This window comes from Mesorhizobium sp. B2-5-4 (genome assembly GCF_006441095.1).
In the GTDB taxonomy this organism is placed as follows: Bacteria; Pseudomonadota; Alphaproteobacteria; order Rhizobiales; family Rhizobiaceae; genus Mesorhizobium; species Mesorhizobium salmacidum.
Map to the genome: position 1 here is coordinate 140,435 of NZ_VFUR01000001.1, position 22,676 is coordinate 163,110.

Consider the following 22,676-nt stretch of genomic DNA (forward strand, 5'->3'; position numbering starts at 1 on the left):
GCTGACCATCCTCAAATGTTTTAAGAAAATTTTCGTCAGATTCTAATGGGTTAACCGCCCAGTAACATTAACGCGCTTTAATCCTGTCCAGTTGGTGCAGCGTTTGTGCGGGTTAGTGCGATGCAACTCAGTGTTTTGAAGGCAAATAGTCGCAATCTGGCGCGGGGCTGCGCTGTTCTGATGATTGCGGGCGCGGCGGCCGGGTGCAGTTCCCAGGCTTCGCGTTTCAACAGTGTCGATGACGTCTTCACCTCCTCGACAAACAATCAGCGCGCCATCATCAACAAGCAGGATGCGGTGCAGCCCTATCCGGGCGATGTCTCGGCAGCTCCGCTCGACGGCAGCCATACGCAGTCGGTCAGTCGCTCCAGTCTCGAACCGGTTTCCAGCCGGCCATTGCCGCCGCCGGCTTCCGCGCAGGCGCAGCCGGCTCCAGCGCTCGCGCCCGCCGCCAATCCGGTGCGCGTCGCATCGGCGCCGGCCCTGGTTCGGCCCGCTCCTCATGTCGACAGGACGACGACAGGTGCTGTCGCGCCGGCCGCCAAGCCTTTCAAGAATGCCCAGCCCGACGAGCCGAGGATGGCCCAGGCAGGCACACCGCACGCGACAGAAATCGTCGTCAGGGACGGCGAGACCATTTCCGGCCTGGCTGCGCATTACAAGGTGCCGGCCGATGTCATCAAGAAGGTGAACGGCCTGAGCCCAACCAAGGGGCTGAAGACCGGCCAGAAGATCGTCATCCCGGCCTATGGCTATTCAAGCAAGGGCGAGCCGAAGGTTGCCGACGCAAAGCCGGCGAAAGACGGCAAGCACGATCTGCCGGCCACCGCGCCGGACAAGGTCGCCGTGCTGCCGCAGCAGCCTAAGCTCAAGGAGGGTAAGTCCACGGCTCAGGTCGATGCGTCGGCCGCCGCGAGCCAGCCCAAGGAGCCCAAGCCGGCGCAGCTGGCCAAGGCAACAGGCTCCGCGGGCACCTATACGGTCCAGTCGGGAGACACGATGTCTTCGATTGCCAGGAAGACCGGCGTCGGCGTCGTCGCGCTGAAGCAGGCCAATGGCATGAAGGATGGCTTGCTCAAAATCGGCCAGACCCTGAAGGTGCCGGCGGACGGAACAGCGACAGTAGCCAGCGCCAAGCCGGCCAAGGTCGATCCGGTGACCACGGCAACGACGCAAGCTCCGGCAAAGACCACGCCGTCGGAAACGCTGGCATCCTACACGCCGCCGAAGAAGGACGCGAAGGTCATCCAGCAGGCCGAGGACGACGACGCGGTGGCGCCGGGTGCCACTGGGATCGGCAAGATGCGCTGGCCGGTTCGCGGCCGGGTGATTTCCGGTTTCGGATCCGGCAAGGACGGCGTCGACATCGCCGTGCCAGCAGGAACGCCGGTCAAGGCGGCCGAGAACGGCGTCGTCATCTATGCCGGCGACGGGCTGAAGGAATTCGGCAACACGGTGCTGGTGCGTCACGAGAATGGTCTGGTCACCGTCTATGGGCATGCCAGCTCGATCGAGGTGCAGCGCGGCCAGAAGGTCAAGCGCGGCCAGGAAATCGCACTCTCGGGTATGAGCGGCACGACGGATTCGCCGAAGCTGCACTTCGAAGTGCGCAAGAACTCGGCTCCGGTCAATCCGTCAGGCTATCTCGAATAGAATAAAAAAAGCGATTTGCGGGCCGTCTGACCTCCAGTCCGGCCCGCCGGCTCAGGCCCGCCCCGAAAGGAGCGGGCTTTTTCAGTTTTGTCGGATGCCTTCTTCTCAAGGCTCAAAGATGATCGCGTAGCGTGTCGGCGATCATAACCTCAAGGCTGCTGGCCTTGATACCGAGAAGCATCTCGGCGTCGGAAGAATCGACCAGCAAGGGGTTCTCGAAAAGATAGCTCATCTCGATGAGTTCATGCATGCCCGATGCCTCCATCTCGGCAGTGGAATAGGATCGGATTTCTGAAACCTCTCGTCGAAGCATCGCAGCGGTTTTCTGGATGAGCTGCCTGGGTGAGGCGTATTGCGAGGGGACGTGAAACGCGCGCCCCCATTCGCCCGCGTAACGGGAGGCCGCGACAAGCGTCCTGGCGACGTCCTTGGTGAAGGTCCACGCATGCGTCGCATCGAGGTCTCCAATGAAAGCGGTGGGCTTTCCCTCGATGATGGAGGGCAGAGCGACCAGCGAGAAGTAGCTGATGGCGCCATGCCCGAGATAGTCGCTCGACCGCACTTCGATCGCCGGTACGTCGGCACGGACCGCCCGCTGCCACATGATTGTCCTCGCGGTTCCTTTCTTTGAAGTCGGGTCCAGAGGAAGGTCGGAGCGAAGCGGGCTGTCGGCATTTTCCCCATAGCCATACAGGTTTCCCAGCACGATGAGCTTCGCGCCGACCGCTTCCGCCGCGCGCACGGTGCCGTCGATGATGGGGAAAAAATCGGTCGGCCACCTGTGATAGGTGGCCATGGCGCACATGAAGATGGCATCGGCGCCTTGGCAGACACGCGCGAGTTCCGACGCATCGGTGGCGTCGGCCTGTACGACCCGTACATTCCGCAATGCGTTCGAACCGACACTCCGGCTGGTGAGGACGACATCATCTCTTTCCTCGCCAAGAAGGCGAGCGGTTTCGCGACCGACCGGGCCGGCTCCGACAACAACATAGAAACTCATGGCATAACCTCTCGTCTAAGTTTGATGGCGAGGCGTGAGTACAGGTCCAAGGCATTGAAAATCGCGCGGGAATTGCCAAATCTTGAACAGGTTTTGCCATGAATCGAGAGAGCATGCGTTCGCAATACGCTCCGGCCCAAGTCGCGTCCGACGTAACAATAGCCTCCTGGCATATCGAAGCCGGCGTCCACCGCCTGTCCCGGGCGCCACACCATCGCATCATGGTGCATGCCAGCGCTGCGACGCGCTCCTACTGCAATCAGGTCGGACGATATTTCGTCAGGCGCGCCGGCGATATTGATCTGGTGCCGGCCGGTCAGGAGGGGGGCTTCGAGGCCGAAACCTCGTTCGACACGATCGAGATCGCGTTGCAGCCAGCCTTGATGGAAAGGGTGGCGGCGGAGCTTGGCGGCAAGGCGCAAGCATTGCGGCTCGACACGCGTCACCTGCTTCGTGACCAGCGCATCGAACATCTCGCTCGAGCGCTCGAGAGTGAGCTGAACGCAAATTCGCCGAGCGATCCTTTGTTTGCCGACAGTATTGGCGCCGCACTGGCGGTGAGGCTGCTTGGCCTCGGTGAACCTGATATCGATCGAACGAACCGATTATCGAATGCCCAGCTCCAGCGCGTGCTGGAACACATCGAGGCGGCTCTCCACGAGCCGCTTTCGATCCATCAACTAAGCCGTGTTGCCGGCGCGAGCAGCTCGCATTTGCGGATATGGTTCAAGGTGGCGACGGGCGTCACCCTGCACCGCTATGTGTTGCGACGTCGCGTCGAACGCGCACGTGTTCTGCTGCAGCGAGGCGATCTCAGCACAAGCGAAGTGGCTGAAATGACGGGCTTCGCGCACCAGTCACATCTGGCGCACTGGATGCGCCGCGAGATCGGCCAAACGCCGCGCGACCTGCGACGGGCGCAGCCGCCCAAATGACATTGGCGTTTGATCGCGTTGGCGACGCGATCAAACGCCTCAATCCTTCAATGGCTTGCCAAGCCGGCCGGCCAGGTCCTGCGTGAACTGCCAGGCGACGCGGCCGGAGCGGCTGCCGCGCGTCGTTGCCCATTCCAGCGCCTCTGCCCGTAGCTGCTCGGGGTCGATGTCGAGGCCGTGGTGGCTGGCATAGCCATTGATCATGTCGAGATATTCGTCCTGCGAACATTTGTGGAAGCCGAGCCACAGGCCGAAACGATCGGACAGCGAGACCTTTTCCTCGACCGCTTCGGACGGGTTGATGGCGGTCGAGCGCTCATTGTCGATCATGTCGCGCGGCAACAGGTGGCGGCGGTTCGAGGTGGCGTAGAAGATGACGTTGGCCGGGCGGCCCTCGACGCCGCCTTCGAGCGCTGCCTTCAGCGACTTGTAGGACGTGTCGTCATGATCGAAGGAGAGGTCGTCGCAAAACAGGATGACACGGAAGGGAGCCGTCTTCAGCAGGCTCATCAGCTTGGGCAACGTATCGATATCCTCGCGGTGGATTTCGATCAGCTTCAGCGGCAGGCCGGAGTGGGTCTTGGCATTGATTTGCGCATGCACGGCCTTGACCAGCGACGATTTGCCCATGCCGCGCGCGCCCCACAACAGGACGTTGTTGGCAGCGAAGCCTGCGGCGAAGCGCTCGGTATTGTCGACGAGGATGTCGCGGACGCGGTCGACGCCGCGGATCAGGCCAATGTCGACGCGGTTTACCTTGCCCACCGGCTCCAGATAACCGGGATCGGCCTGCCAGACGAAGCAATCGGCTACGTTGAGGTCGGTTTCAGGCACCGGCGGCGGAGCGAGGCGGCTGACGGCCTCGATCAGGCGGTCCAGTTTCTGGTTCAGGGCGTCGATGCTGGTATCGGTCATATCAGGTCTTTTTGCTTTGGTTCTGGCAGGCGGACCCAGTTCGATTCCGGCGGTTTCGAAACCGGTTGCAACCATTTGTTCGAACGTGATCTTTTCCGAAAACCGGGTGTCGGTTTTCGTGATCCTGCTCTAACACGGCTAAACAGGCCGGAAAAGCAGCGGATTTGCCCGGCCGCGCAGTTGCATTGGCAACTTTACCGACTATATTCCGGCCAAATTTCGCGGGGCCGCCAAATCTCGCTTAACTGTTTGGCGGCTGCTTTTCAAAATTCAGGAGTACCTCGATGTTCGTGACACCGGCATACGCCCAAGGCATCGGCGGCGCCTCTCCCGATATGTTCATCAGCATTTTGCCGTTTGTCCTGATTTTCGTGATCATGTATTTTCTGATCATCCGCCCGCAGCGCACGCAGCTGAAGAAGCGCGGCGAGATGCTGGCGGCGGTTCGTCGCGGCGACACCGTCGTCACCGGCGGCGGTTTCGTCGGCAAGGTGACGAAGGTGATCGACGACAACGAGCTCGAGATCGATCTTGGCGGCGGCACCAAGGTGACGGCACTGCGCTCGACGATCGCCGACGTGCGCGTCAAGGGCGAACCGGTCGCTAACCAGAACGCCAAGAAATAACCAAATTCCAGGCGGAGCGATCCGCGGACACGCTCTGACGGACGACGCCATATGCTTTATTTTTCGCGCTTCAAGATGATCCTGATCTGGCTGGCCGTGGCCGCCACAGTGATCCTCGCCGCGCCCAATCTGTTCCCCGCCAGCACGCTGGCCCAACTCCCCAGCTGGGTGCCGAAGCGGCAGATGACGCTCGGCCTCGATCTGCAGGGCGGTTCGCACATCCTGCTGGAGATGAATCAGAACGATCTGATCAAGGATCGGCTCGAGACGACGCGCGATGAAATCCGTACACTGCTACGCGATGCCAAGATCGGCTATACCGGCTTGGGCGGCACGGGACGCACCTTGCAGGTCCGCATCACCGATCCTGCTCAGCTCGATGCCGCCAAGAAGGCGTTGAAGACCCTGACCGATCCTGTGGCTGCCGGCCTGTTCACCGGCGGTTCCATCCAAGAAATGTCGCTCGACGATTCCGAGCCGGGCCTGCTCAAGTTCACCGTCACCGATGCCGGCATTAAATACCGCACTTCGACCGCATTGGCGCAGTCGATCGAAGTGGTCGAGCGCCGCGTCAACGAACTCGGCACGACCGAGCCTATCGTGCAGCGGCAAGGCGACGACCGCATCCTCGTCCAGGTGCCTGGCTTGCAGGATCCGCAGCGGCTGAAGGAAATCCTCGGCCAGACCGCGAAGCTGACCTTCCAGATGGTCGACCAGTCGATGCCGGTGCAGGACGCGCTCAAGGGGCGCCCGCCCGCCGGCTCTTCGGTGCTCTATTCGCAGGACGATCCGCCGGTTCCCTACCTGATCGAGAACCGCGTCATCGTATCGGGTGAAAACCTCGTCGACGCACAGGCGACATACAATTCGCAGAACAACGAGCCGGTGGTTTCGTTCCGCTTCGATTCGAAGGGCGCCGCACGCTTCGGCCAGGCCACCGCGCAGAACGTCGGCAAGCTGTTTGCCATCATCCTCGACAACCAGGTGATCTCGGCGCCCCAGATCCGCGAGCCGATCCTCGGCGGCACGGGTCAGATCTCCGGCAATTTCACCGCCCAGAGCGCCAATGATCTGGCCGTGCTTTTGCGCGCCGGTGCGCTGCCGGCGACGCTGACCGTCATCGAGGAACGCACCGTGGGTCCGGGCCTTGGCCAGGATTCGATCCATGCAGGCAAGGTCGCCGGCATCATCGGTTCGATCCTCGTCGTGGCGTTCATGTTCGTCGCCTACGGTTTCCTCGGCTTCCTCGCCAACATCGCCCTGGCGGTGCACGTGGCGATGATCGTCGGGCTGCTGTCGCTGCTTGGCGCGACACTGACCTTGCCGGGTATTGCCGGTATCGTGCTGACCATCGGTATGGCGGTCGATTCCAACGTGCTGATCTACGAGCGTATCCGCGAGGAGCGACGCGCCGGTCGCTCGGTAATCCAGGCGATCGACACCGGCTTCTCGAAGGCGCTGGCGACCATCGTCGATTCCAACGTCACGTCGCTGATTGCGACCGTGGTGCTGTTCTATCTCGGAACCGGACCGGTGAAGGGCTTTGCCATCACCTATGCCATCGGCATCCTGACCACGGTCTTCACCGCTTTCACCTTCACCCGCCTGCTGGTCTCGATCTGGCTGCGGCGTGCCCGTCCGAAGGAATTGCCGAAAGCACCGGTGACCTTCGTTCCACCGGGCACGAAAATTCCGTTCATGGGTATCCGCCGGTGGACGTTCGGGCTGTCGAGCACATTGTCGATACTGTCCGTGGTGCTGTTCATGAGTGTCGGCATCAATTACGGCATCGATTTCAAGGGCGGCTCGCTGATCGAGGTACAATCCAAGTCGGGCACTGCCGATCTCGCCGACATCCGCGGCAGATTGACGGAACTGAACATCGGCGAAGTGCAGGTGCAGCAGTTCGGTGCGCCCAACGACGTGTTGATCCGCGTCGGCACGCAAGACGCGGGTGAAAATGCCGAGCAGACCGTGATCGACAAGGTGCGCGGCGAGTTGCAGGACCAGTATAATTTCCGCCGCGTCGAAGTGGTTGGCCCGACGGTTTCGGGCGAACTGGCCAAGCAAGGAACGATAGCCATGATCGTCGCGCTGGTCGGCATCCTGGTCTATGTCTGGTTCCGTTTCGAATGGCAGTTCGCGGTCGGCGCCATTGTCGCGACGGTGCACGATGTGGTCATGACGCTCGGGTTCTTCGTCATCAGCGGGCTCGAATTCAACCAGTCGTCCCTTGCGGCGATCCTGACCATCATCGGGTATTCGCTGAACGACACGATCGTCGTCTATGACCGCGTCCGAGAGGATCTGCGAAAATACAAGCGAATGCCGTTGCCGCAACTGTTGAACAACGCCATCAACGAGACGTTGTCGAGAACGACGCTGACGTCCGTGACGACCAGCTTGGCGCTGCTGGCGCTGGTGCTGTTCGGCGGCGAAGTGATCCGCTCCTTCACGCTGGCGATGCTGTTCGGCGTCGTGTTCGGCACGTATTCGTCGATCTTCATCGCGGCGCCGCTGCTGATCCTGTTCAAGCTGCGGCCGCAGGCTTCAGCCGATGAGGAAAAGCCGGTCAACGGTGGCAAGGCGGTCGCGACCTGACGCGCGGGCCCGAAGGGGTGACAGAGTGGTGACCGGCAAAGGCATCGTCATCCGCGAGGCGCATTTCCCTGGCCGCGCCCCGATCGAGGCTTATGGGAATGGCGGCTTCCGCTTTGCCGACATGTCGCATCGCGGCTCGCTCATGTGCCTGCCGTCCGGCATCCACGGCTGGGAGCCGGCAAACCCCCTGGCGCTGACGGTTGCGGATTTCGACCGGCTTCTGGCCGAGGCCGGCAAGGTCGAGATCCTGCTGGTGGGCATGGGCAGGGATCTGCAGCCGTTGCCGGCGGCACTGCGGGGGGCATTGAAGGATGCAGGCATAGCCTTCGACCCGATGTCGACCGGGGCAGCAGTGCGGACCTACAACGTCCTTCTGGCGGAAAACCGCGCCGTGGCTGCCGCGCTCATCGCCGTCGACTGATATGTCGCAGAATGCCAAAATCGTCATGGAGGCGGTGCGCGCCGCCGACCATGACCGGTATCTCACCGGCCTCTACGCGCCTGCCGACAAGCGCGACGCGCTGTTTTCGCTTTACGCTTTCAATGCCGAGATCGCCGGCATCCGTGACCGCATCCATGAGGCGTTGCCCGGCGAGGTGCGGCTGCAATGGTGGCGCGATGTCATTGACGCCGGCGGCGAGGCGGGCGCTGGTCATCCGGTTGCCGAAGCCTTGAACGCCACCATTGCAGCATTCAAGCTGCCGAAACTGGCCTTCGAGAACATGCTCGAGGCACGTATCTTCGATCTCTATGATGACCCGATGCCATCGCGCACCGATCTGGAGGGCTATTGCGGCGAGACGGCGGCCGCGCTCATTCAACTCGCGGCGATGGTGCTCGATTCCGCCGAGGCGCCAGGATTTGCCGAACTGGCGGGCAGGGCGGGCTGCGCCCAGACAATGACGGGGCTGTTGCTTCTGCTGCCGCTGCACCGCAGGCGCGGGCAGTGTTTTATCCCGGCTGACATCCTGGCGGCGGCGGGCTCGTCGCCGGAAGAATTTGTTGCCGGTGACGGCGGGTCTGGCGCCCAGCGTGCGGTGGCCGCGATGATCGCGCTGGCGCGCGAACATCTTTCGGCCTTCGAGCGGGGTGCCGCCGCGCTGCCGGGGTCATTGCGTCCGGCATTCCTGCCGCTGGCGCTGTCACGCGCTTATCTCGACAAGATGGAAGGCCCGCGCCACGCACCGCTCGGCGGCGTGGCACGGCTGTCGGCATTGCGCCGGCATTGGTTGCTGCTGCGTCGTGCAGGCAAGGGCTGGCCGACACTTTGACGTAAATCGTGTTAAGGAGTCGGCCTGCCGAGAACTGTTGCCGAAGACGACAGGCTGGCCAGGAGGAAATCCATGAGCTTGCCCGTGCTGGTCGCGATCGTCGTGCTAGGCATTGCGCTGTCGGTTGCCGCCGTGCATTTCACCGGCGGCAGCAAGGAAGCAACGCTGGCTGGCGTGGACCAGGTGTTGAGCCGTTTCGCGGAAGATTTTCCGGACGAGATGGCCGTCACAGTCTGCCTAACGACAGATGCCAAGACGGCGTTTCTGGATATCGGGCGAGGGCGCATCGGTATCGTTCATGGCATCGGCGACTGTTTCTTGACGCGTATCGTCACTGCTGCGGACGCCGCGGTGTCCGAACCTGACGAGACGAACACAATTCTGATGCGGCTGACGGACTTCACCTGGAAGGGCGGCCGCTTCCGCTTCGCCAATACCGCCGACGCGCGGGCCTTGCTGAACGCCCTCGAGCCGCGAGACACGAGTTCCGCCAGGGAGGCCGCGTGATCGACAGCTACGATTTTCCGCAGGTCACCCAACTGGCTATTCCGTTTTTCGTCGCCGCGATCCTGATCGAGCTATGGCTGGTGCGCACAGGTCGCGCGAAGGGCTCGTTCGAGACGCGCGACACGTTGACCAGCCTGATGATGGGCACCGGCAATGTCGTTGCCGGGCTGCTGCTTGGCGTCGTCTCCTACTGGGCGCTGCTCTGGCTCTGGCAGTTCCGTATCTTCAATCTCGGCCTATCGGTCTGGGTATTCTTGGCCTCCTTCCTGCTCGATGACCTGCGCTACTACGTCTATCACCGTATTGCGCACCGGGTGCGTTGGGTGTGGGCGGAGCACGTCAATCACCATTCCAGCCAGCACTACAATTTGTCGACGGCGCTCAGGCAGAGTTGGACCGGGCTGTTCACCTTCATGTTCGTGCTGCAGGCGCCGCTGGTGCTGCTCGGCTTTCACCCGGCGGTGATTGCCTTCACCTTCGGCTTCAACCTGGTCTGGCAGTTCTGGATCCACACCGAGACGATCGACAAGATGTGGAGCTGGTTTGAATTCGTCTTCAACACGCCCTCGCACCACCGCGTCCATCACGCCACCAATCCGCGCTATCTCGACGCCAACTATGCCGGCACGCTGATCATCTGGGACCGCATGTTCGGCACCTTCGTCGAAGAGCTGGAGGAGGACCGGCCGCGCTACGGCATCGTCAGGAATCTCGGCACCTTCAATCCGCTGAAAGTGGCGTTCCACGAGTGGATCGGCATGTTCAGGGATGCGTTTGCACCGGGGCTTACACTCAGCGATCGCCTGAACTACCTGATCAAGCCGCCCGGCTGGAGCCATGACGGCTCCCGTGAAACTTCGGAAAGCCTGAAGGCCGCCTATGTCAGGCGGAATCCCAGCGAAGGGGGGAAGCCGGGATTGCCGAGGGTAGGTGCCGACCCGGCCGAGTAGCGTTACGCGCCTAATCGATCACCTTGAGCCGTACCCTTGAGCCGTCGGACAATTCGCTCAGCCGGCGATGAATATCGGCCATCCCTACGAACTGCTCACTCACGGGGACCACAAACATGTTTTCGACATCGAATTTGCCCTCGGCAAAGGCGGGCAAGATGGTGAAGCCGTAGCATTCTCAAACGTTCGGCTTCTTGCCTGCGGCGTGAAGGCGTTCGACAAGCGGCGGAAGGAACCACTCATTAACCAGATCAGGAGCAGTCCTGATCATCTCCTCAAAGTCCGTCCTGCTGTGAGCTACCTGCTCGGCCAAGCCCGTTCCCGTGTCCAGGCAATGAACCGCGTTGTTCGGTCGCTCGACAAACATGCCTCCCACCATTGAGCAGACAAGCGGGGTCCACGGCTCTGGCAAAAGCCATGACCACGCTCTCGCTGCCGCCCCTGCGCGATATCCGGTTCAAGTTGGAAAGCGATCTCCCGCCACCTGATGCCCATTGGAGCCTCCGCCATGAAGTAGAGCCAGTGTGGTTTTTCGCTAAGAACGACGACGAGATGCTGGATCATTGTCTTGTGCCAGCTGCGAAATCCGGCTCTTTACCCGGTCGATTGCTTCGTCGAGCGGAACGGCAGGCCTCGTGTCCCCCATCGACGCCCTCACCAGTGCCCGGATCGATGCCATCAGCTTTGCATGCTCTTCCTCTTCGCGCTGGAAGGCGCGGAGCGCCGCGCGCATTTCGTACAACCAACCTTCGCCGCCATGGGGTTGGCCGATCAGCGCCTCGAGCGCCGGTATGTGAACCGCGCGTAGCTTTTGCAGGTTGTTGCATCTGATGTAGATGCTCCAGATAACCTCATAGTCTCCGGTGAAAGCTTCATCGCTTGTCGGCAAACCGGCGGCAAGACTTGGGGCAGCCTGTCAGCCATAAATTATTCTGCTGCTTCGGCCGTTTGTGCCGGCAAACCCAGCCATTGCCGGCAATCGGCCTGCGCACGCGACGTGATGGCATGCCTCTTGGCTACGGTCTTGTCCTTGCCGCGTAGGCGCTTGCCTTCGACTTTCTGCGCTTCAACTGGCGGGAACAGGCCGAAATTGACGTTCATCGGCTGGAACGAGCGTTTGCCGGGCTCGTCGTCGGAGACGATATGGCCGCCGGTGATGTGGTTGAGCAGCGCACCGAAGGCGGTGGTGAGCGGCGGCAGCGATGACGCATGGCCAAGTCGCTCGGCGGCGGCGAAGCGTCCGGCGAGCAGGCCGATCGCGGCGCTCTCGACATAACCTTCGCAGCCGGTGATCTGGCCGGCAAAGCGCAGGCCGGGACGCGATTTCAGCTGCAGCGAGCCGTCGAGCAAGATCGGAGAATTGATGTAGGTGTTGCGGTGCAGGCCGCCCAGGCGGGCGAAGTCGGCGTTTTCCAGGCCCGGAATGGTGCGGAACACGCGCACCTGCTCGGCGTGCTTCAATTTGGTCTGGAAACCGACCATGTTGTAGAGCGTGCCCAGCGCGTTGTCCTGGCGCAGCTGGACGACCGCATAGGCCTTCACCGTCGGGTTGTGCGCGTTGGTCAGGCCCATCGGCTTCATCGGTCCGTAGCGCAGCGTCTCCACGCCGCGTTCGGCCATGATCTCGATCGGCAGGCAACCGTCGAAATAGGGCGTGCCTTCCCATTGCTTGAATTCGGTCTTCTGGCCGTCGACCAGCGCCTGGACGAAGGCGAGATACTGCTCCTTGTCCATCGGACAGTTGATGTAGTCCTTGCCGGTGCCGCCCGGGCCGACCTTGTCGTAGCGCGACTGGAACCAGCAGGTATCCATGTCGATCGTGTCGAAATGGACGATCGGCGCGATGGCGTCGAAGAAGGCGAGCGCATGGGCGCCGGTCGCCTCCGCGATCGACTGGGCCAGCGATGGGGCGGTGAGCGGTCCCGTGGCGATGATCGCCTGATCCCAGTCCGCCGGCGGCAGGCCGGGAACTTCCTCGCGCTGGATGGTGATTAGCGGGTGCGCCTCGAGTTTTTTCGTCACGGCCTCGGAGAAGCCGTCGCGATCGACGGCCAGTGCGCCGCCGGCCGGCACCTGGTTGGCGTCGCCGGCGCTCATGATCAGCGAGCCGGCCAGTCGCATCTCGGCGTGCAGCAGGCCGACCGCGTTGTTCTCGGCGTCGTCGGAGCGGAAGGAATTGGAACAGACGAGTTCGGCCAGGCCATCGGTCTTGTGCGCGTCCGTGCCGCGAACCGGGCGCATCTCATGCAGCACGACGGGAACACCGGCCTGCGCGGCCTGCCATGCGGCTTCGGAACCGGCGAGACCGCCGCCGATTATGTGTATGGGATTTTTGCTCATGAGCGCCGGAATAATCGCTTGGGGCGGTGATTGCAATTGCCGTGCTTGGTGCGGGCAAACCGCAGATGGTGAACCGGGCGCCGAAAACAACAACACCCGCCGGGGGAGGAGGTCCGGCGGGTGTCGTTTTGGGGGTCGATCCTCGGGAGGAGGTGAAGATCGACCGTATTCGTCATCGCCGGGGAGGAGGTCGGCTCTGACGAAATCTCTTTCGCGTTTTGAAAAGGGGCGAAACCCTTTGGAGCAGAATTCATTTTGCCCCGGGGAAACAACGCCCGCCGCGGGAGGAGGTGCGGCGGGCGCCGTTTGGTTGGCCAACCCTCGGGAGGAGGTGAAGGTTGGACCTATTCGTCATTGCCGGGGAGGAGGTCGGCTTTGACGAAATCTCTTTTGCCATCTTTTAAAAGGGGCAAAACCCTTTGGAGCAAAATTCATTTGCCCCGGGAACAGCGCCCGCCGCGGGAGGAGGTGCGGCGGGCGCCGTTTTGGTGGTCAACCCTCGGGAGGAGGATAAGGGCTGACCGTTCGCTGAAGGTCGGGGAGGAGGTCGACCCCAGCGAAATTCCGTTAGATCGCCCGGCGGGCGATGATCTTGATTTCGTCGCGGACGATACCGAGATCATGCAGCTGGCGGTTCGAAAGGCGACCCAGCTCGGTAACTGTCTCGCGATATACGCGCCAGTTACGATAGTTGCGGATCAGGTTCATTGTCGTTCTCTTTTCAGAAACTTGTTCGGACCATTCGCGGTCCGAAGAATTAGACCGCCTTGCGAGCGACGTAAGGAATGTCGCTGCGGCTGATGCCGAGGTCGGTCAGTTCGCGGTTGCTCAGGCGGCTCAGCTCGGACACGGTGTCCCTGTAGCGGCGCCAGTTGCGATAGTTGCGGATCAGGTTCATGGTAGTTCTCGTTTCGTCTTTCTTGCGGATCATTCCGTTTGTGTACGAACCATAAATAGGCGGGCTCATATCGATTTAAAAGCGCTATGGCTGCATGGCAGCAATGCAAATTGTGCAATGCAACATTAATGCGCCTTCACGGACCTGACACAAAGAAGCCAGAATCGGAAAGTGCCGTGACGTCAACGGTTTGGCTGGTTCGGCTAAAAAACGATCTAACGGGGGATGCAGGACATGGCGGGCTATTCGACACGGGTCAGATCCGACATTGCCCGGTGGCTCCAGGCAGGCCTGATCGACGCCGCGACGGCCGACGCCCTGACGCGTGACGTCGAGGCGAATACGCGCAAGTCGCTGAGCTTCGGTTCGATCCTGGCCATGATGGCAGCCCTGCTCTTTGGAGCGGCCGTCCTTATCTTCGTCGCCGCCAATTGGGAAACGATCCCGCGGCTGGCGCGGGTGGCCGCGCTTTTTGCCATCATCATCGGCGGCTATGTCGGCGGCGCGGTGCTGAAGACGCGCGACCACGCGGCGATCGCCGAAGCCCTGTGGATCGTGGCGGCGGCTGCCTTTGGCGGTTCGATCGCGCTGATCGGCCAGATGTACCATCTGTCCGGCGACGAGGCTTCCGCGCTGGTCACCTGGGGCGCCGGAACGGCGCTGGCGGCGGTCGCGCTGCGGTCGAACCCGCTGACCGTCGCTTCGGTCGGCATCGCCGACGCCTGGCTATTCCTGAAGGGGTTCGACTATTACAGCCGCGGTGGGTTTCCGCATGCCTTCGTCGTCATGGCCATCGTGCTGTTTGCCGTCTCGTTCTGGACCCGCAGCCAGCCGGCGCGGCACCTGATCATCCTGTCGCTGCTCTTCTATCTCGTATTGCTGGCGATGGACCATGCGACCCTGCCAGTGGCGATCCCGCTGGTCATTGTCTCCGCCGTGCTCTTCGCGGCTTCTGTCTTCGCACCGGAACCGGTTGACAGGATCGTGCAGCTCGGCGGCCTCTTGCCCCTGCATGCGCTGCTCGGCTTTCTTACCGGACTGGCCATCATCCAGTTCGAACTGGCCGACGAAAGCACTTACAACAGCGGTTTCGTCATTGCCTCGGTCGTCGCGCTGGCCGGCATCGTCGCCGCCATCGTGCTGGCGGGACGGGAGAGCCGTGGCCTGCGCTGGCTTGCCTATCTCGGCTTCGCCTTCGAACTCGCCATGATCTATGTCGTGACCTTGCAGTCGATGCTCGACACGGCCGGCTTCTTCCTTGCCGCCGCGGTGCTGCTCGGCATCCTGGCGATCATCATCATCCGCGTCGAAAAACGCATGAAGGGTCCGGCAACGGGGGGAGCCACCGCATGATGACCGGAAAGAGGCTTGTTATCTCGGCGCTGGTGCTGGCGCTCGTCCAGATCGGGTTCCTGAGCTGGATCATCGCCGGCCGGGCGGCGATCCTGCGCAACGGCAAGGAAGTGCTGCTGAAGATCGAACCCGTCGATCCGCGCGATCTCTTGCGCGGCGACTATATCATCCTCGGCTATGACATTTCGCGCATACCGGTGAAAATGATCGCCAACATCCCCGAGGGCAAATTCTCGAGCGACGACACGCCGATCGTTGTCCGGCTGAAGAAGGGCGCCGATGGGTACTGGACACCGACCACAGCCTGGTTCGGCAAGGCGCCAGGCCCGGCCGCTGTCGACGAAGCCGACATTTCGGGCCATGTCACCGCGGGTTGGGACCTTCGCGGCGAAGGCATGACGATCGCGCCAGATTACGGCATCGAACGGTTCTACCTGCCCGAAGGCGAGGGGCTGGCGATTCAGAGCGACATGCGGGTACGGCCATTCGGGATCAAGCTGGCGCTCGCCGCCGATGGCACGGCGCAGATCAAGGCGCTGGTGGATGGCGACAAGACGCTGTTCGAGGAGCCGCTTTATTGATGTCCATCGCGCCCATAATGTGATTTCAGAGAAGTTTTCGGCGAAGCAGTCGAAAGTCGACAATGCGGAGGAGTCTGATTTTGTCGGTCACGAATCTGTCGAATGCCGCGTCGAAATCATTCCCTATCGCTCGCCATTCGTCTCTCAACGCGCGAACGCGCCGTGCGCGCAGCCAGTTCTTTACCTTGGCGACGGCCCCCTTGGGTTTCAGGATGACGCCACAGCCGTAGTCGGCATCCACAGTGAAATAGTCGAGATCCGGATTGCCCAGAACGAAATCAATAAATGCCTTGTAGGTCACGCCGCACCACTCACCGCGGAAAAAGGAGGGATTGGCCGCGGTCCGGTTTGGGGGCAGGCAGTCATGCACCACCACGGCACCCCCGGGCGAGACCATGCGGAAGGCTTCCCGGATATCGCGCGCCGAGCATTCGTATGTGTGGTGCGGATCAACGAACACAATGTCGAATGTCTGCCCCTTTAGGCGCACGTCATTGAGACATGCCGCAATATCCTCGTCTGTGGAGGTGAAATCTACGGGGAGGCCATCGACTGGCGGCTCAGTTGCCCGATACACCAGGCGCATGCAGGGCTGAAAACCCAATTGTGCCGCTTCTATATACCTGAAGCCAGTAGTGCTCGTGTTGATCTCCAGGTAACTCGTGAGCCCGAAGCGCACCGAGAGCAGCCCACAGATGTGGGCCTTGTTCCAGTATTCAAGCATCATCATTGTCCCGCCATTCCCGACAATGAGTTGACCTCATTATCGGCAATCTCTCAAGCGATCGATCGGTAGGACTTTTCACAGGGTTTCGGCCGCGGAACGATGGCAACAGATCCGGGATGAGGCGGAGCCAAACGGTCATGTGGGGTTGGTGCGGATGAAGGGACTCGAACCCCCACGCCTTTCGGCACTGGAACCTAAATCCAGGGCGTCTACCAGTTCCGCCACATCCGCATGACCCGGCAATCCCATGTAGCCATCATTCTGTCAATGTCGGAGACAAGATATCGGGTCAGGGCCGAAATGTTGGTTATTCGCCTAAACGCGAAGACTGTTGAAAATTAGGCTCGCCTGTGACAAAAGGCGTGTCAAATGTGACGGGACGCGACGATCCGCTTCTACAAGATGTGATAAGAAGTAGGAAAAACAAGAACTTATTCACATTTTGGAACGCAGTTTGGGAGAGTTTGAGCCGTATTTCCGGTCAAATCGCCAGGTTCCGTACCAAAAGCCATTCCCGGCAAGAATTACCGGCAGGCTGTGAACGGCAGGGAGCCGTTTGGCAGCCTCATTGGTGAAAACAAAGGTTTTACGATGCAGGTCACCGAAACACTCAATTCCGGTCTCAAGCGCGAGATCAAGATCACCGTGCCGGCCGGTGATATGGAAGCCAAGCTGATGGCGCGGCTGTCGGACGCCCGCGACAAGGTTCGCATCAACGGCTTCCGTCCGGGCAAGGTGCCGGTGCAGCACCTGCGCAAGGTTTATGGCAAGTCGTTCATGGCCGAGGTGGTCAACGAGATCCTCAACGACTCGACCCGTTCGATCATCACCGGGCGCGGCGAAAAGGCCGCCATGCAGCCCGAGGTCATCATGACCGAGGACGAGAAGGAAGCCGAGAAGATCCTGGCCGGCGGCGCCGACTTCGAATTCCGCCTCAACTATGAGGTCATTCCGGCGATCGAGATCAAGGATTTCTCCGACATCAAGGTAACGCGCCAGGTGTTCGACGTTCCGGATTCGGAGATCGACGACCAGGTCAAGCGCGTCGCTGAATCGGCGCGCAGCTACGAGCCGAAGACCGGCAAGGCCGCCGAAGGTGACCGCGTCTCGATCGACTATGTCGGCAAGATCGCCGGCGAGGCTTTCGCAGGCGGCGCCGGCAATGATCAGCCGCTGGTGCTGGGCTCCAAGGAGTTCATTCCGGGCTTCGAGGAACAGCTGATCGGCACCAAGGCCGGCGACGAGAAGCAGGTCACCGTGACCTTCCCGGACAACTACCAGGCAGCGCATCTGGCTGGCAAGGAAGCGACCTTCGACGTCACTGTCAAGGAAGTGTCGAAGCCCGGCGAACTGGAAATCAACGACGAGACCGCCAAGAACCTTGGCCTGGAGTCGCTCGAGCGCCTGCGTGACATCGTGCGCGGCCAGATCGAGAACCAGTTCGGCTCGATGACGCGCCAGAAGGTGAAGCGCCAGCTGCTGGATCAACTCGATGCAGCCTATTCGTTCGAAGCGCCGTCGAAGCTCGTCGAGGCGGAATTCAACAATATCTGGGCACAGGTCAACCGCGACCTGGAAGCCGCCGGTCGCACCTTCGCCGACGAAGAGACGACCGAGGAAGAGGCACGCGCCGAATACATGCGCCTTGCCGAGCGCCGCGTGCGCCTTGGCCTGGTGCTGGCCGAGATCGGCGAGAAGGCCGGTGTCACCGTGTCGGACGAGGAACTGCAGCGCGGCCTGTTCGAGCAGGTTCGCCGCTTCCCGGCCAACCAGCAGCAGGAAGCCTTCGAGTTCTACCGCAGCAACCCCGAGGCGCTGAACGCGCTCAGGGCGCCGATGTTCGAGGAGAAGGTTGTCGACCACCTGCTCGAACAGATCTCGGTCACCGACGTCAAGGTCAGCAAGGAAGAGCTGATGGCCGACGACGAGGAGGCCGAAACCGCGACCAAGGCGAAGCCGGCGAAGAAGGCCGCCGCGAAGAAGGCTGACGACAAGAAAGCCGACGACGCGGAAGAGCCGAAGAAGAAGGCCGCACCGAAGAAAAAAGCGGCCAAGGACGCCGAGTAGAGCGCACGTTCCGACGAATTCCGAAAGGCCGCCTCCGGGCGGCCTTTTTCGTTGCGAAACTGCAACATCGAATTGGCTCGTGATGGGCGCCAGTGGCGATACGAAGCCTTGATCATTATCTGATTGGTTGGAAGGCCAGAGGTAATTGGTGATGTCGCTGGGGGTGGAAATGAGGCGCGCTGCCGCCATGGTGTTTTTCCTGGCCTTGGCCTGCGGCGCTGCCGGGGCCGGCACGGACAATTGGCGTTTCGACACCGGCAATGACGGCCTCGTCACCGCATCGGTCTATGCCACCAACAAGCTAATCACCGGGGGCGGCGCGTTGAGCTACAGCCCGGTGCTGACCATTGCCTGCCGGGCAGACGGCGAGCCGGTCTGGACCGAATGGCTGCAATTGAACGACGCGGTCTCCGCCAGCCGGAAAATCACCATGTCGGTCACCATCGACGGCGACAGCAAATTCGATGAGAGCTGGTCCGTCGGCACGCGCGGCAGGCTGCTGATGCGCGACGGGGCCGATGGCATCAAGCGCCTCGTTCCGGCAAACCGCCTGCTGCTGTCGTGGCGCTTCGGGCTGCTGTCCGGGCGCGGTCAGGCCGATTTCGACCTGGCCGGCTTCGGTGAGGCGGTCAGCCAGATTGCCGGCAACTGCAAGACCGATCCGCCTTGATTTCGAAAAGTGGCGGTCGTTTGGGCTGTCGTCACCTGGAAGATTGATCCGCGAACTGCGTGGTATCAGCATCATTCTTTCCACGATTGAATGATTTCAAATTCCGGCCAGGATAATCGCCAGCGCAGTGGCGGTGCTGCCTCGCGGGATTTTGGACCTAGATCAGCAGCAGGCCTTTCATGCTGGCGTATCCTTTCCGCCCGATGATGATGTGATCGTGCACGGAAATACCCAGCCGCTTGGCGGCTTCGATGATCTCTTTCGTCATCTCGATATCGGCACGCGACGGCGTCGGGTCGCCGGAGGGATGATTGTGGACCAGGATGATCGCGGTGGCCGACAGTTCGAGCGCGCGCTTGACCACTTCCCTGGGATAGACCGGCGTGTGGTCGACCGTTCCGGTCTGCTGCACTTCGTCGGCGATCAGCGCGTTCTTCTTGTCGAGGAACAGGATGCGGAACTGCTCGCGCGCTTCGAACGCCATGGCCGAGCGGCAATAGTCGAGAAGCTGTTGCCATGAAGGCCAGGACTTCGCGGCCATGGACCTCGCCGCGCGCCATGCGCTGCGCGGTCGCCGCGACGACCTTCAGCTCGAGCGCCACGGCCGGGCCGATGCCCTTGACCTCCTGCAACAGGCCGATGGGCGCGCCGAGCACTTCGGCCAAGGTGCCGAAGCGGGCCAGCAGCGCCTTGGCGACCGGCTTGGTGTCGGCGCGCGGGATCAGGCGGAAGAGCAGGAGTTCCAGAAGTTCATAGTCGGGCAAGGCATCCGGACCGGCCGAGGCAAAGCGCTCGCGCAGACGATCGCGATGGCCGAGATAATGCAGCTTTTCATCGACTGCCGCCTTGGCTCTCGCCGCCGGCCGCACCGGCACCTCGGAGAAGAAGCTCCGTTCGTCGTCGTCGCCTTGTGTCGCCATGTGCCGCCCATATCCAGTCGCAGCTGAGCAATGATCGCTGATCCCCGCGAAATACTAGGACGGCGGGCAGGGGCGGTCGAGGTTTTTTCGGTGGCAAGGAATGAGTAAGCCTCCGACTTCTACGCAATGTTGCGGCAATGGCAGTCGCGCAGGCTCTCGGTGTCATCATCGATGACGCCCCATTCGGAGACAACCAAGATGCCCAGGCCCATTCGTATCCTGCTGCCCGCCGGGCTGCTTCTGAGCTTCAGTCCTGCAATGGCTGCCCCGGTGATCGATGCCGTACCCGGCCGGTGGCCGCGCTGATCGGAACCCGATCCATTTCATCCAATATGATGATCCTTGCACGGACGGCCGTTACAGCGACCGGAGGCCGCACAATTGCCGCGAGATCCTGCGCATGCTGGATCGCCGGGGGCGTTATCGGGAAAGGCACGACTATTACCCGTACCCGCGCGAACGCTACGATCCATGCACCGATGGCAGGGTCAGCGATGGCCGTCCGCGCAGTTGCCGCGAAATATGGCCGTCCGAGCAGTTGCCGCGAAATAATGCGCTGGTTACGAGACCAGGACGAGGACGAAGACTGGCGGCCACGCAAACACTGGAAATAGGCCGGCATCCAAGACCTCGCCACGGCCTCCTAAACCGGCAAGCCAGGGCGGTCGAGCTTTTTGGGCGACAGCGTGAAAATCTCGCAGCCGGTGTCGGTCACGCCGATCGTGTGCTCGTATTGCGCCGACAGCGAGCGGTCGCGTGTCACCGCCGTCCAGCCATCCGACAGCACCTTCACATGCGGCCGGCCGAGATTGATCATCGGCTCGATGGTGAAGATCATGCCGGGGCGCATTTCCACGCCTTCATTGGCATTGCCGTAGTGCAGGATGTTGGGGGCGTCGTGGAAAAGCTGGCCGACGCCGTGGCCGCAGAAATCGCGCACCACCGAGCAGCGCTCGGCTTCGGCGTAGGTCTGGATGGCGGCGCCGATGACACCGGTGCGCGCGCCCGGCCTGACGGCGGCGATGCCGCGCATCAGGCATTCGTGGGTGACCTCGAGCAGGCGTTCGGCTGCCCGCTTGATCGTGCCGACCGGATACATGCGCGAGGAATCGCCGTGCCAGCCGTCGAGGATGTAGGTCACGTCGATGTTGACGATATCGCCATCCTTCAGCGGCTTGTTGTCGGGAATGCCGTGACAGACGACATGGTTGATCGAGGTGCAGGACGATTTCGTGTAGCCGCGATAGTTGAGCGTGGCCGGCAGTGCGCCGTGGTCCATGCCGAACTCGAAGACGAAACGGTCGATGGTGTCGGTGGTGACGCCGGGACCGACCATCGGCACCAGCTCGTCCAGGCAGCGCGCGGTGAGGTCGCATGCCTTGCGCATGCCGGCAAAGCCTTCCTCGCCATAAAGGCGGATTTGGCCGGTGTTTCTGAGCGGTGCCGTGGCGGCGTCGAGATAGGTGACCATTTTGCCCATATAGAAGGTGGCGCGCCGCAGGAGCGCGGGCGCGGAGATGTCACCAGATTTGGCACCTGAGGGCGAAAGGTTCAAGGACGAACTGCCTGATGCGGCCCCTACGGCCCGGATATTCGCTTGCCCCGCCGGTCAGGCGCACGGCCTTCGACGCGGAGACCGACCCGGCCAACCAGTAATCGCCGCCGCCGGCAAGGTCTGCCGGCCGCTCGAAGCCGGCAGACCTTCCCTTGCCAGATGCAGCAAAGGAGACAGTTTTCCGCAGTGACGACACATTTCCATGGCACACCGCACAAAGCAACTTTTGACGATGAGCGGCGTTGCTTGGGCGATGCCGGTCGGGAGGTGTCGGATGGACAGATTGCAATTCGAGGTGCCGGTGCGCATCGCACCAGGCCCCGGCTTGCCCGTCGAGGAAATCTACAGCGTCGAGCAGGCGCTCGATTTTCTGCAGGACTGGCCGGCGCGCCGGCAGGGACCGGTGTATCAGAAAGCCTTCAATGCCTGTTTCGGTGCCACGGTCGATGTGGTCGAGACCGAAGACGCCTGCCGGGCGTTCATGGCGTTCTGCCGCGTCGCCGGACTGATGGCCGGCGACATGATGGCGCCGCGCAAGCGCGGCGGCGAGGCGAGAGCGCTGCAGGCCTGAGGGCGTCATCGAGTGGGGGGAACCAGTTCAGCTTGAGTGTGCATGACGATTCGCCTGCGTTCAGCTTGAGTGTGCATGACGATTCGCCTGCGGCGATGCATTGGCCGGCGCTGTTAAGCTTCCGTTTCCACCTTCGCGGTTAGCCATTGATTGTTCGGCAATGGTTGATTCGTTGCGTCAGTTTCATGGGTCGGAAGATGTCCTCAGAAAAAGTCCGTGCGTTCCCGATCGATCGTCAGCTGTTCTTGGTCAGGGAAGTTGCCGCCAAGCTCGGCAATCTGCATGGCGAGACCGCCACCTCGTTCTGGAAGACAAAGGCGGCGGAATTGCTCGATCTCATTGTCGGGACGGGCAGAGACAGAACGGCAGCCGGTGACGAAGTGCGCAGGTTCTTCCTTGCCGTTCAAAGAGAGTTATTGACTGGTGCGACCGTGGAAGAGGTCCCGATCCTTACCGCCTGAAGTAAATCCTGCCCGCAAGCAGGCTGCACGCTTGGCGACGCCGGAAATGCGTCATTTGCCCTCCATGGCATG

Annotated in this window: 23 protein-coding genes, 1 tRNA gene and 1 pseudogene; 15 read left to right on the plus strand and 10 right to left on the minus strand. The window is 61.8% G+C overall.

Annotated features, from left to right (window positions below; all coding sequences use genetic code 11):
* The first annotated feature begins 120 nt into the window (after positions 1–120).
* Positions 121–1,653 (plus strand): peptidoglycan DD-metalloendopeptidase family protein, encoded by a 1,533-nt coding sequence (locus FJ492_RS00645; RefSeq protein WP_140768051.1) that lies wholly within the window; start codon positions 121–123, stop codon positions 1,651–1,653.
* 112 nt (positions 1,654–1,765) lie between these two features.
* On the opposite strand, the gene FJ492_RS00650 is transcribed toward FJ492_RS00645, so the two are convergent.
* Entirely contained in the window at positions 1,766–2,656 is an 891-nt protein-coding gene (locus FJ492_RS00650) for an NAD-dependent epimerase/dehydratase family protein (protein ID WP_140768053.1), read from the minus strand.
* A gap of 98 nt (positions 2,657–2,754) precedes the next feature.
* On the opposite strand from FJ492_RS00650, the gene FJ492_RS00655 reads away from it, so the two are divergent.
* Complete coding sequence (locus FJ492_RS00655; RefSeq protein ID WP_246675843.1) at positions 2,755–3,591, plus strand: AraC family transcriptional regulator; 837 nt, start codon at positions 2,755–2,757, stop codon at positions 3,589–3,591.
* Between the two features lie 39 nt (positions 3,592–3,630).
* Here the strand turns inward: FJ492_RS00655 and FJ492_RS00660 are convergent, their stop codons facing one another.
* A complete protein-coding gene (locus FJ492_RS00660; RefSeq protein WP_140508750.1) occupies positions 3,631–4,506 on the minus strand; it encodes an ATP-binding protein in 876 nt (291 codons plus the stop codon).
* 284 nt (positions 4,507–4,790) lie between these two features.
* Here FJ492_RS00660 and yajC point away from each other — a divergent pair, with 284 nt between their 5' ends.
* The 7 genes from yajC (at position 4,791) to FJ492_RS00695 (ending at position 10,843) form a co-directional block, all read left to right on the plus strand.
* A complete protein-coding gene (gene yajC, locus FJ492_RS00665) occupies positions 4,791–5,132 on the plus strand; it encodes a preprotein translocase subunit YajC (RefSeq protein WP_010909882.1) in 342 nt (113 codons plus the stop codon).
* Between the two features lie 51 nt (positions 5,133–5,183).
* On the plus strand, positions 5,184–7,733 hold the full coding sequence (secDF, locus tag FJ492_RS00670; RefSeq protein ID WP_140768055.1) for a protein translocase subunit SecDF: 2,550 nt from the start codon (positions 5,184–5,186) through the stop codon (positions 7,731–7,733).
* A 25-nt stretch (positions 7,734–7,758) separates the two neighbouring features.
* Positions 7,759–8,154 carry an Mth938-like domain-containing protein gene (locus FJ492_RS00675; protein ID WP_181166553.1) on the plus strand — a complete coding sequence of 132 codons (396 nt, stop codon included), beginning with the start codon at positions 7,759–7,761 and terminating at the stop codon, positions 8,152–8,154.
* 1 nt (position 8,155) lies between these two features.
* Positions 8,156–9,004, plus strand: a complete 849-nt coding sequence (locus FJ492_RS00680; RefSeq protein ID WP_181166554.1) for a phytoene/squalene synthase family protein — start codon at positions 8,156–8,158, stop codon at positions 9,002–9,004.
* A 72-nt stretch (positions 9,005–9,076) separates the two neighbouring features.
* Positions 9,077–9,511, plus strand: coding sequence for a hypothetical protein (locus FJ492_RS00685; RefSeq protein WP_140768057.1), 435 nt, complete (start codon positions 9,077–9,079; stop codon positions 9,509–9,511).
* Positions 9,511–10,461 (plus strand): sterol desaturase family protein, encoded by a 951-nt coding sequence (locus tag FJ492_RS00690; protein WP_181166560.1) that lies wholly within the window; start codon positions 9,511–9,513, stop codon positions 10,459–10,461. Before FJ492_RS00685 ends, FJ492_RS00690 begins: the two co-directional genes overlap by 1 nt.
* Before the next feature lie 67 nt (positions 10,462–10,528).
* The gene (locus FJ492_RS00695; protein ID WP_140768061.1) at positions 10,529–10,843 is read left to right on the plus strand and encodes a hypothetical protein; all 315 of its coding nucleotides are present in this window, start codon (positions 10,529–10,531) and stop codon (positions 10,841–10,843) included.
* A 153-nt stretch (positions 10,844–10,996) separates the two neighbouring features.
* On the opposite strand, the gene FJ492_RS29030 is transcribed toward FJ492_RS00695, so the two are convergent.
* The 4 genes from FJ492_RS29030 to FJ492_RS00715 all read right to left on the minus strand — a co-directional run bounded on the left by FJ492_RS29030 (position 10,997) and on the right by FJ492_RS00715 (position 13,699).
* Complete coding sequence (locus FJ492_RS29030; RefSeq protein WP_140768063.1) at positions 10,997–11,350, minus strand: type II toxin-antitoxin system ParD family antitoxin; 354 nt, start codon at positions 11,348–11,350, stop codon at positions 10,997–10,999.
* A 38-nt stretch (positions 11,351–11,388) separates the two neighbouring features.
* Positions 11,389–12,801, minus strand: a complete 1,413-nt coding sequence (gene trmFO / locus FJ492_RS00705; protein WP_140768065.1) for a methylenetetrahydrofolate--tRNA-(uracil(54)-C(5))-methyltransferase (FADH(2)-oxidizing) TrmFO — start codon at positions 12,799–12,801, stop codon at positions 11,389–11,391.
* Positions 12,802–13,368: 567 nt separating this feature from the next.
* Positions 13,369–13,509, minus strand: coding sequence for a DUF1127 domain-containing protein (locus tag FJ492_RS00710; protein WP_019858543.1), 141 nt, complete (start codon positions 13,507–13,509; stop codon positions 13,369–13,371).
* A 49-nt stretch (positions 13,510–13,558) separates the two neighbouring features.
* Positions 13,559–13,699: a DUF1127 domain-containing protein gene (locus tag FJ492_RS00715; RefSeq protein ID WP_013531315.1), complete on the minus strand. Its 141-nt coding sequence runs from the start codon at positions 13,697–13,699 to the stop codon at positions 13,559–13,561.
* Between the two features lie 234 nt (positions 13,700–13,933).
* Here FJ492_RS00715 and FJ492_RS00720 point away from each other — a divergent pair, with 234 nt between their 5' ends.
* Both FJ492_RS00720 and FJ492_RS00725 read left to right on the plus strand, forming a co-directional pair.
* Entirely contained in the window at positions 13,934–15,052 is a 1,119-nt protein-coding gene (locus FJ492_RS00720; RefSeq protein WP_140768067.1) for a DUF2157 domain-containing protein, read from the plus strand.
* A complete protein-coding gene (locus FJ492_RS00725) occupies positions 15,049–15,633 on the plus strand; it encodes a GDYXXLXY domain-containing protein (protein ID WP_140768069.1) in 585 nt (194 codons plus the stop codon). Before FJ492_RS00720 ends, FJ492_RS00725 begins: the two co-directional genes overlap by 4 nt.
* Before the next feature lie 25 nt (positions 15,634–15,658).
* On the opposite strand, the gene FJ492_RS00730 is transcribed toward FJ492_RS00725, so the two are convergent.
* Positions 15,659–16,363: a class I SAM-dependent methyltransferase gene (locus FJ492_RS00730; protein ID WP_140508764.1), complete on the minus strand. Its 705-nt coding sequence runs from the start codon at positions 16,361–16,363 to the stop codon at positions 15,659–15,661.
* 143 nt (positions 16,364–16,506) lie between these two features.
* Positions 16,507–16,591: transfer RNA gene (locus tag FJ492_RS00735), tRNA-Leu, on the minus strand.
* 360 nt (positions 16,592–16,951) lie between these two features.
* Between FJ492_RS00735 and tig the strand changes: the two genes are divergently transcribed.
* Entirely contained in the window at positions 16,952–18,427 is a 1,476-nt protein-coding gene (tig, locus tag FJ492_RS00740; RefSeq protein WP_027146817.1) for a trigger factor, read from the plus strand.
* 169 nt (positions 18,428–18,596) lie between these two features.
* Positions 18,597–19,097 carry a hypothetical protein gene (locus FJ492_RS00745; protein ID WP_246675844.1) on the plus strand — a complete coding sequence of 167 codons (501 nt, stop codon included), beginning with the start codon at positions 18,597–18,599 and terminating at the stop codon, positions 19,095–19,097.
* A 157-nt stretch (positions 19,098–19,254) separates the two neighbouring features.
* On the opposite strand, the pseudogene radC reads toward FJ492_RS00745, so the two are convergent.
* Positions 19,255–20,017 (minus strand): annotated as a pseudogene (gene radC, locus FJ492_RS00750) (DNA repair protein RadC).
* Between the two features lie 643 nt (positions 20,018–20,660).
* Complete coding sequence (map, locus tag FJ492_RS00755) at positions 20,661–21,488, minus strand: type I methionyl aminopeptidase (RefSeq protein ID WP_027146820.1); 828 nt, start codon at positions 21,486–21,488, stop codon at positions 20,661–20,663.
* Positions 21,489–21,846: 358 nt separating this feature from the next.
* On the opposite strand from map, the gene FJ492_RS00760 reads away from it, so the two are divergent.
* Both FJ492_RS00760 and FJ492_RS00765 read left to right on the plus strand, forming a co-directional pair.
* Positions 21,847–22,143 carry a DUF982 domain-containing protein gene (locus FJ492_RS00760; protein WP_140508771.1) on the plus strand — a complete coding sequence of 99 codons (297 nt, stop codon included), beginning with the start codon at positions 21,847–21,849 and terminating at the stop codon, positions 22,141–22,143.
* A gap of 185 nt (positions 22,144–22,328) precedes the next feature.
* Positions 22,329–22,604, plus strand: coding sequence for a DUF6074 family protein (locus tag FJ492_RS00765; RefSeq protein ID WP_246675845.1), 276 nt, complete (start codon positions 22,329–22,331; stop codon positions 22,602–22,604).
* Positions 22,605–22,676 lie beyond the last annotated feature (72 nt).

Coding starts and splice junctions, on each gene's coding strand:
- FJ492_RS00685 (WP_140768057.1), top strand. CDS start 9,077: ATGAGCTTGCCCGTGCTGGTCGCGATCGTCGTGCTAGGCATTGCGCTG.
- FJ492_RS00760 (WP_140508771.1), top strand. CDS start 21,847: ATGGACAGATTGCAATTCGAGGTGCCGGTGCGCATCGCACCAGGCCCC.
- map (WP_027146820.1), bottom strand. CDS start 21,488: ATGGTCACCTATCTCGACGCCGCCACGGCACCGCTCAGAAACACCGGC.
- FJ492_RS00730 (WP_140508764.1), bottom strand. CDS start 16,363: ATGATGATGCTTGAATACTGGAACAAGGCCCACATCTGTGGGCTGCTC.
- FJ492_RS00680 (WP_181166554.1), top strand. CDS start 8,156: ATGTCGCAGAATGCCAAAATCGTCATGGAGGCGGTGCGCGCCGCCGAC.
- trmFO (WP_140768065.1), bottom strand. CDS start 12,801: ATGAGCAAAAATCCCATACACATAATCGGCGGCGGTCTCGCCGGTTCC.
- FJ492_RS00725 (WP_140768069.1), top strand. CDS start 15,049: ATGATGACCGGAAAGAGGCTTGTTATCTCGGCGCTGGTGCTGGCGCTC.
- yajC (WP_010909882.1), top strand. CDS start 4,791: ATGTTCGTGACACCGGCATACGCCCAAGGCATCGGCGGCGCCTCTCCC.
- FJ492_RS00715 (WP_013531315.1), bottom strand. CDS start 13,699: ATGAACCTGATCCGCAACTATCGCAACTGGCGCCGCTACAGGGACACC.
- FJ492_RS00745 (WP_246675844.1), top strand. CDS start 18,597: ATGAGGCGCGCTGCCGCCATGGTGTTTTTCCTGGCCTTGGCCTGCGGC.
- FJ492_RS00720 (WP_140768067.1), top strand. CDS start 13,934: ATGGCGGGCTATTCGACACGGGTCAGATCCGACATTGCCCGGTGGCTC.
- secDF (WP_140768055.1), top strand. CDS start 5,184: ATGCTTTATTTTTCGCGCTTCAAGATGATCCTGATCTGGCTGGCCGTG.
- FJ492_RS00710 (WP_019858543.1), bottom strand. CDS start 13,509: ATGAACCTGATCCGCAACTATCGTAACTGGCGCGTATATCGCGAGACA.
- tig (WP_027146817.1), top strand. CDS start 16,952: ATGCAGGTCACCGAAACACTCAATTCCGGTCTCAAGCGCGAGATCAAG.
- FJ492_RS00650 (WP_140768053.1), bottom strand. CDS start 2,656: ATGAGTTTCTATGTTGTTGTCGGAGCCGGCCCGGTCGGTCGCGAAACC.
- FJ492_RS00765 (WP_246675845.1), top strand. CDS start 22,329: ATGGGTCGGAAGATGTCCTCAGAAAAAGTCCGTGCGTTCCCGATCGAT.
- FJ492_RS00655 (WP_246675843.1), top strand. CDS start 2,755: ATGAATCGAGAGAGCATGCGTTCGCAATACGCTCCGGCCCAAGTCGCG.
- FJ492_RS00660 (WP_140508750.1), bottom strand. CDS start 4,506: ATGACCGATACCAGCATCGACGCCCTGAACCAGAAACTGGACCGCCTG.
- FJ492_RS00645 (WP_140768051.1), top strand. CDS start 121: ATGCAACTCAGTGTTTTGAAGGCAAATAGTCGCAATCTGGCGCGGGGC.
- FJ492_RS00695 (WP_140768061.1), top strand. CDS start 10,529: ATGAATATCGGCCATCCCTACGAACTGCTCACTCACGGGGACCACAAA.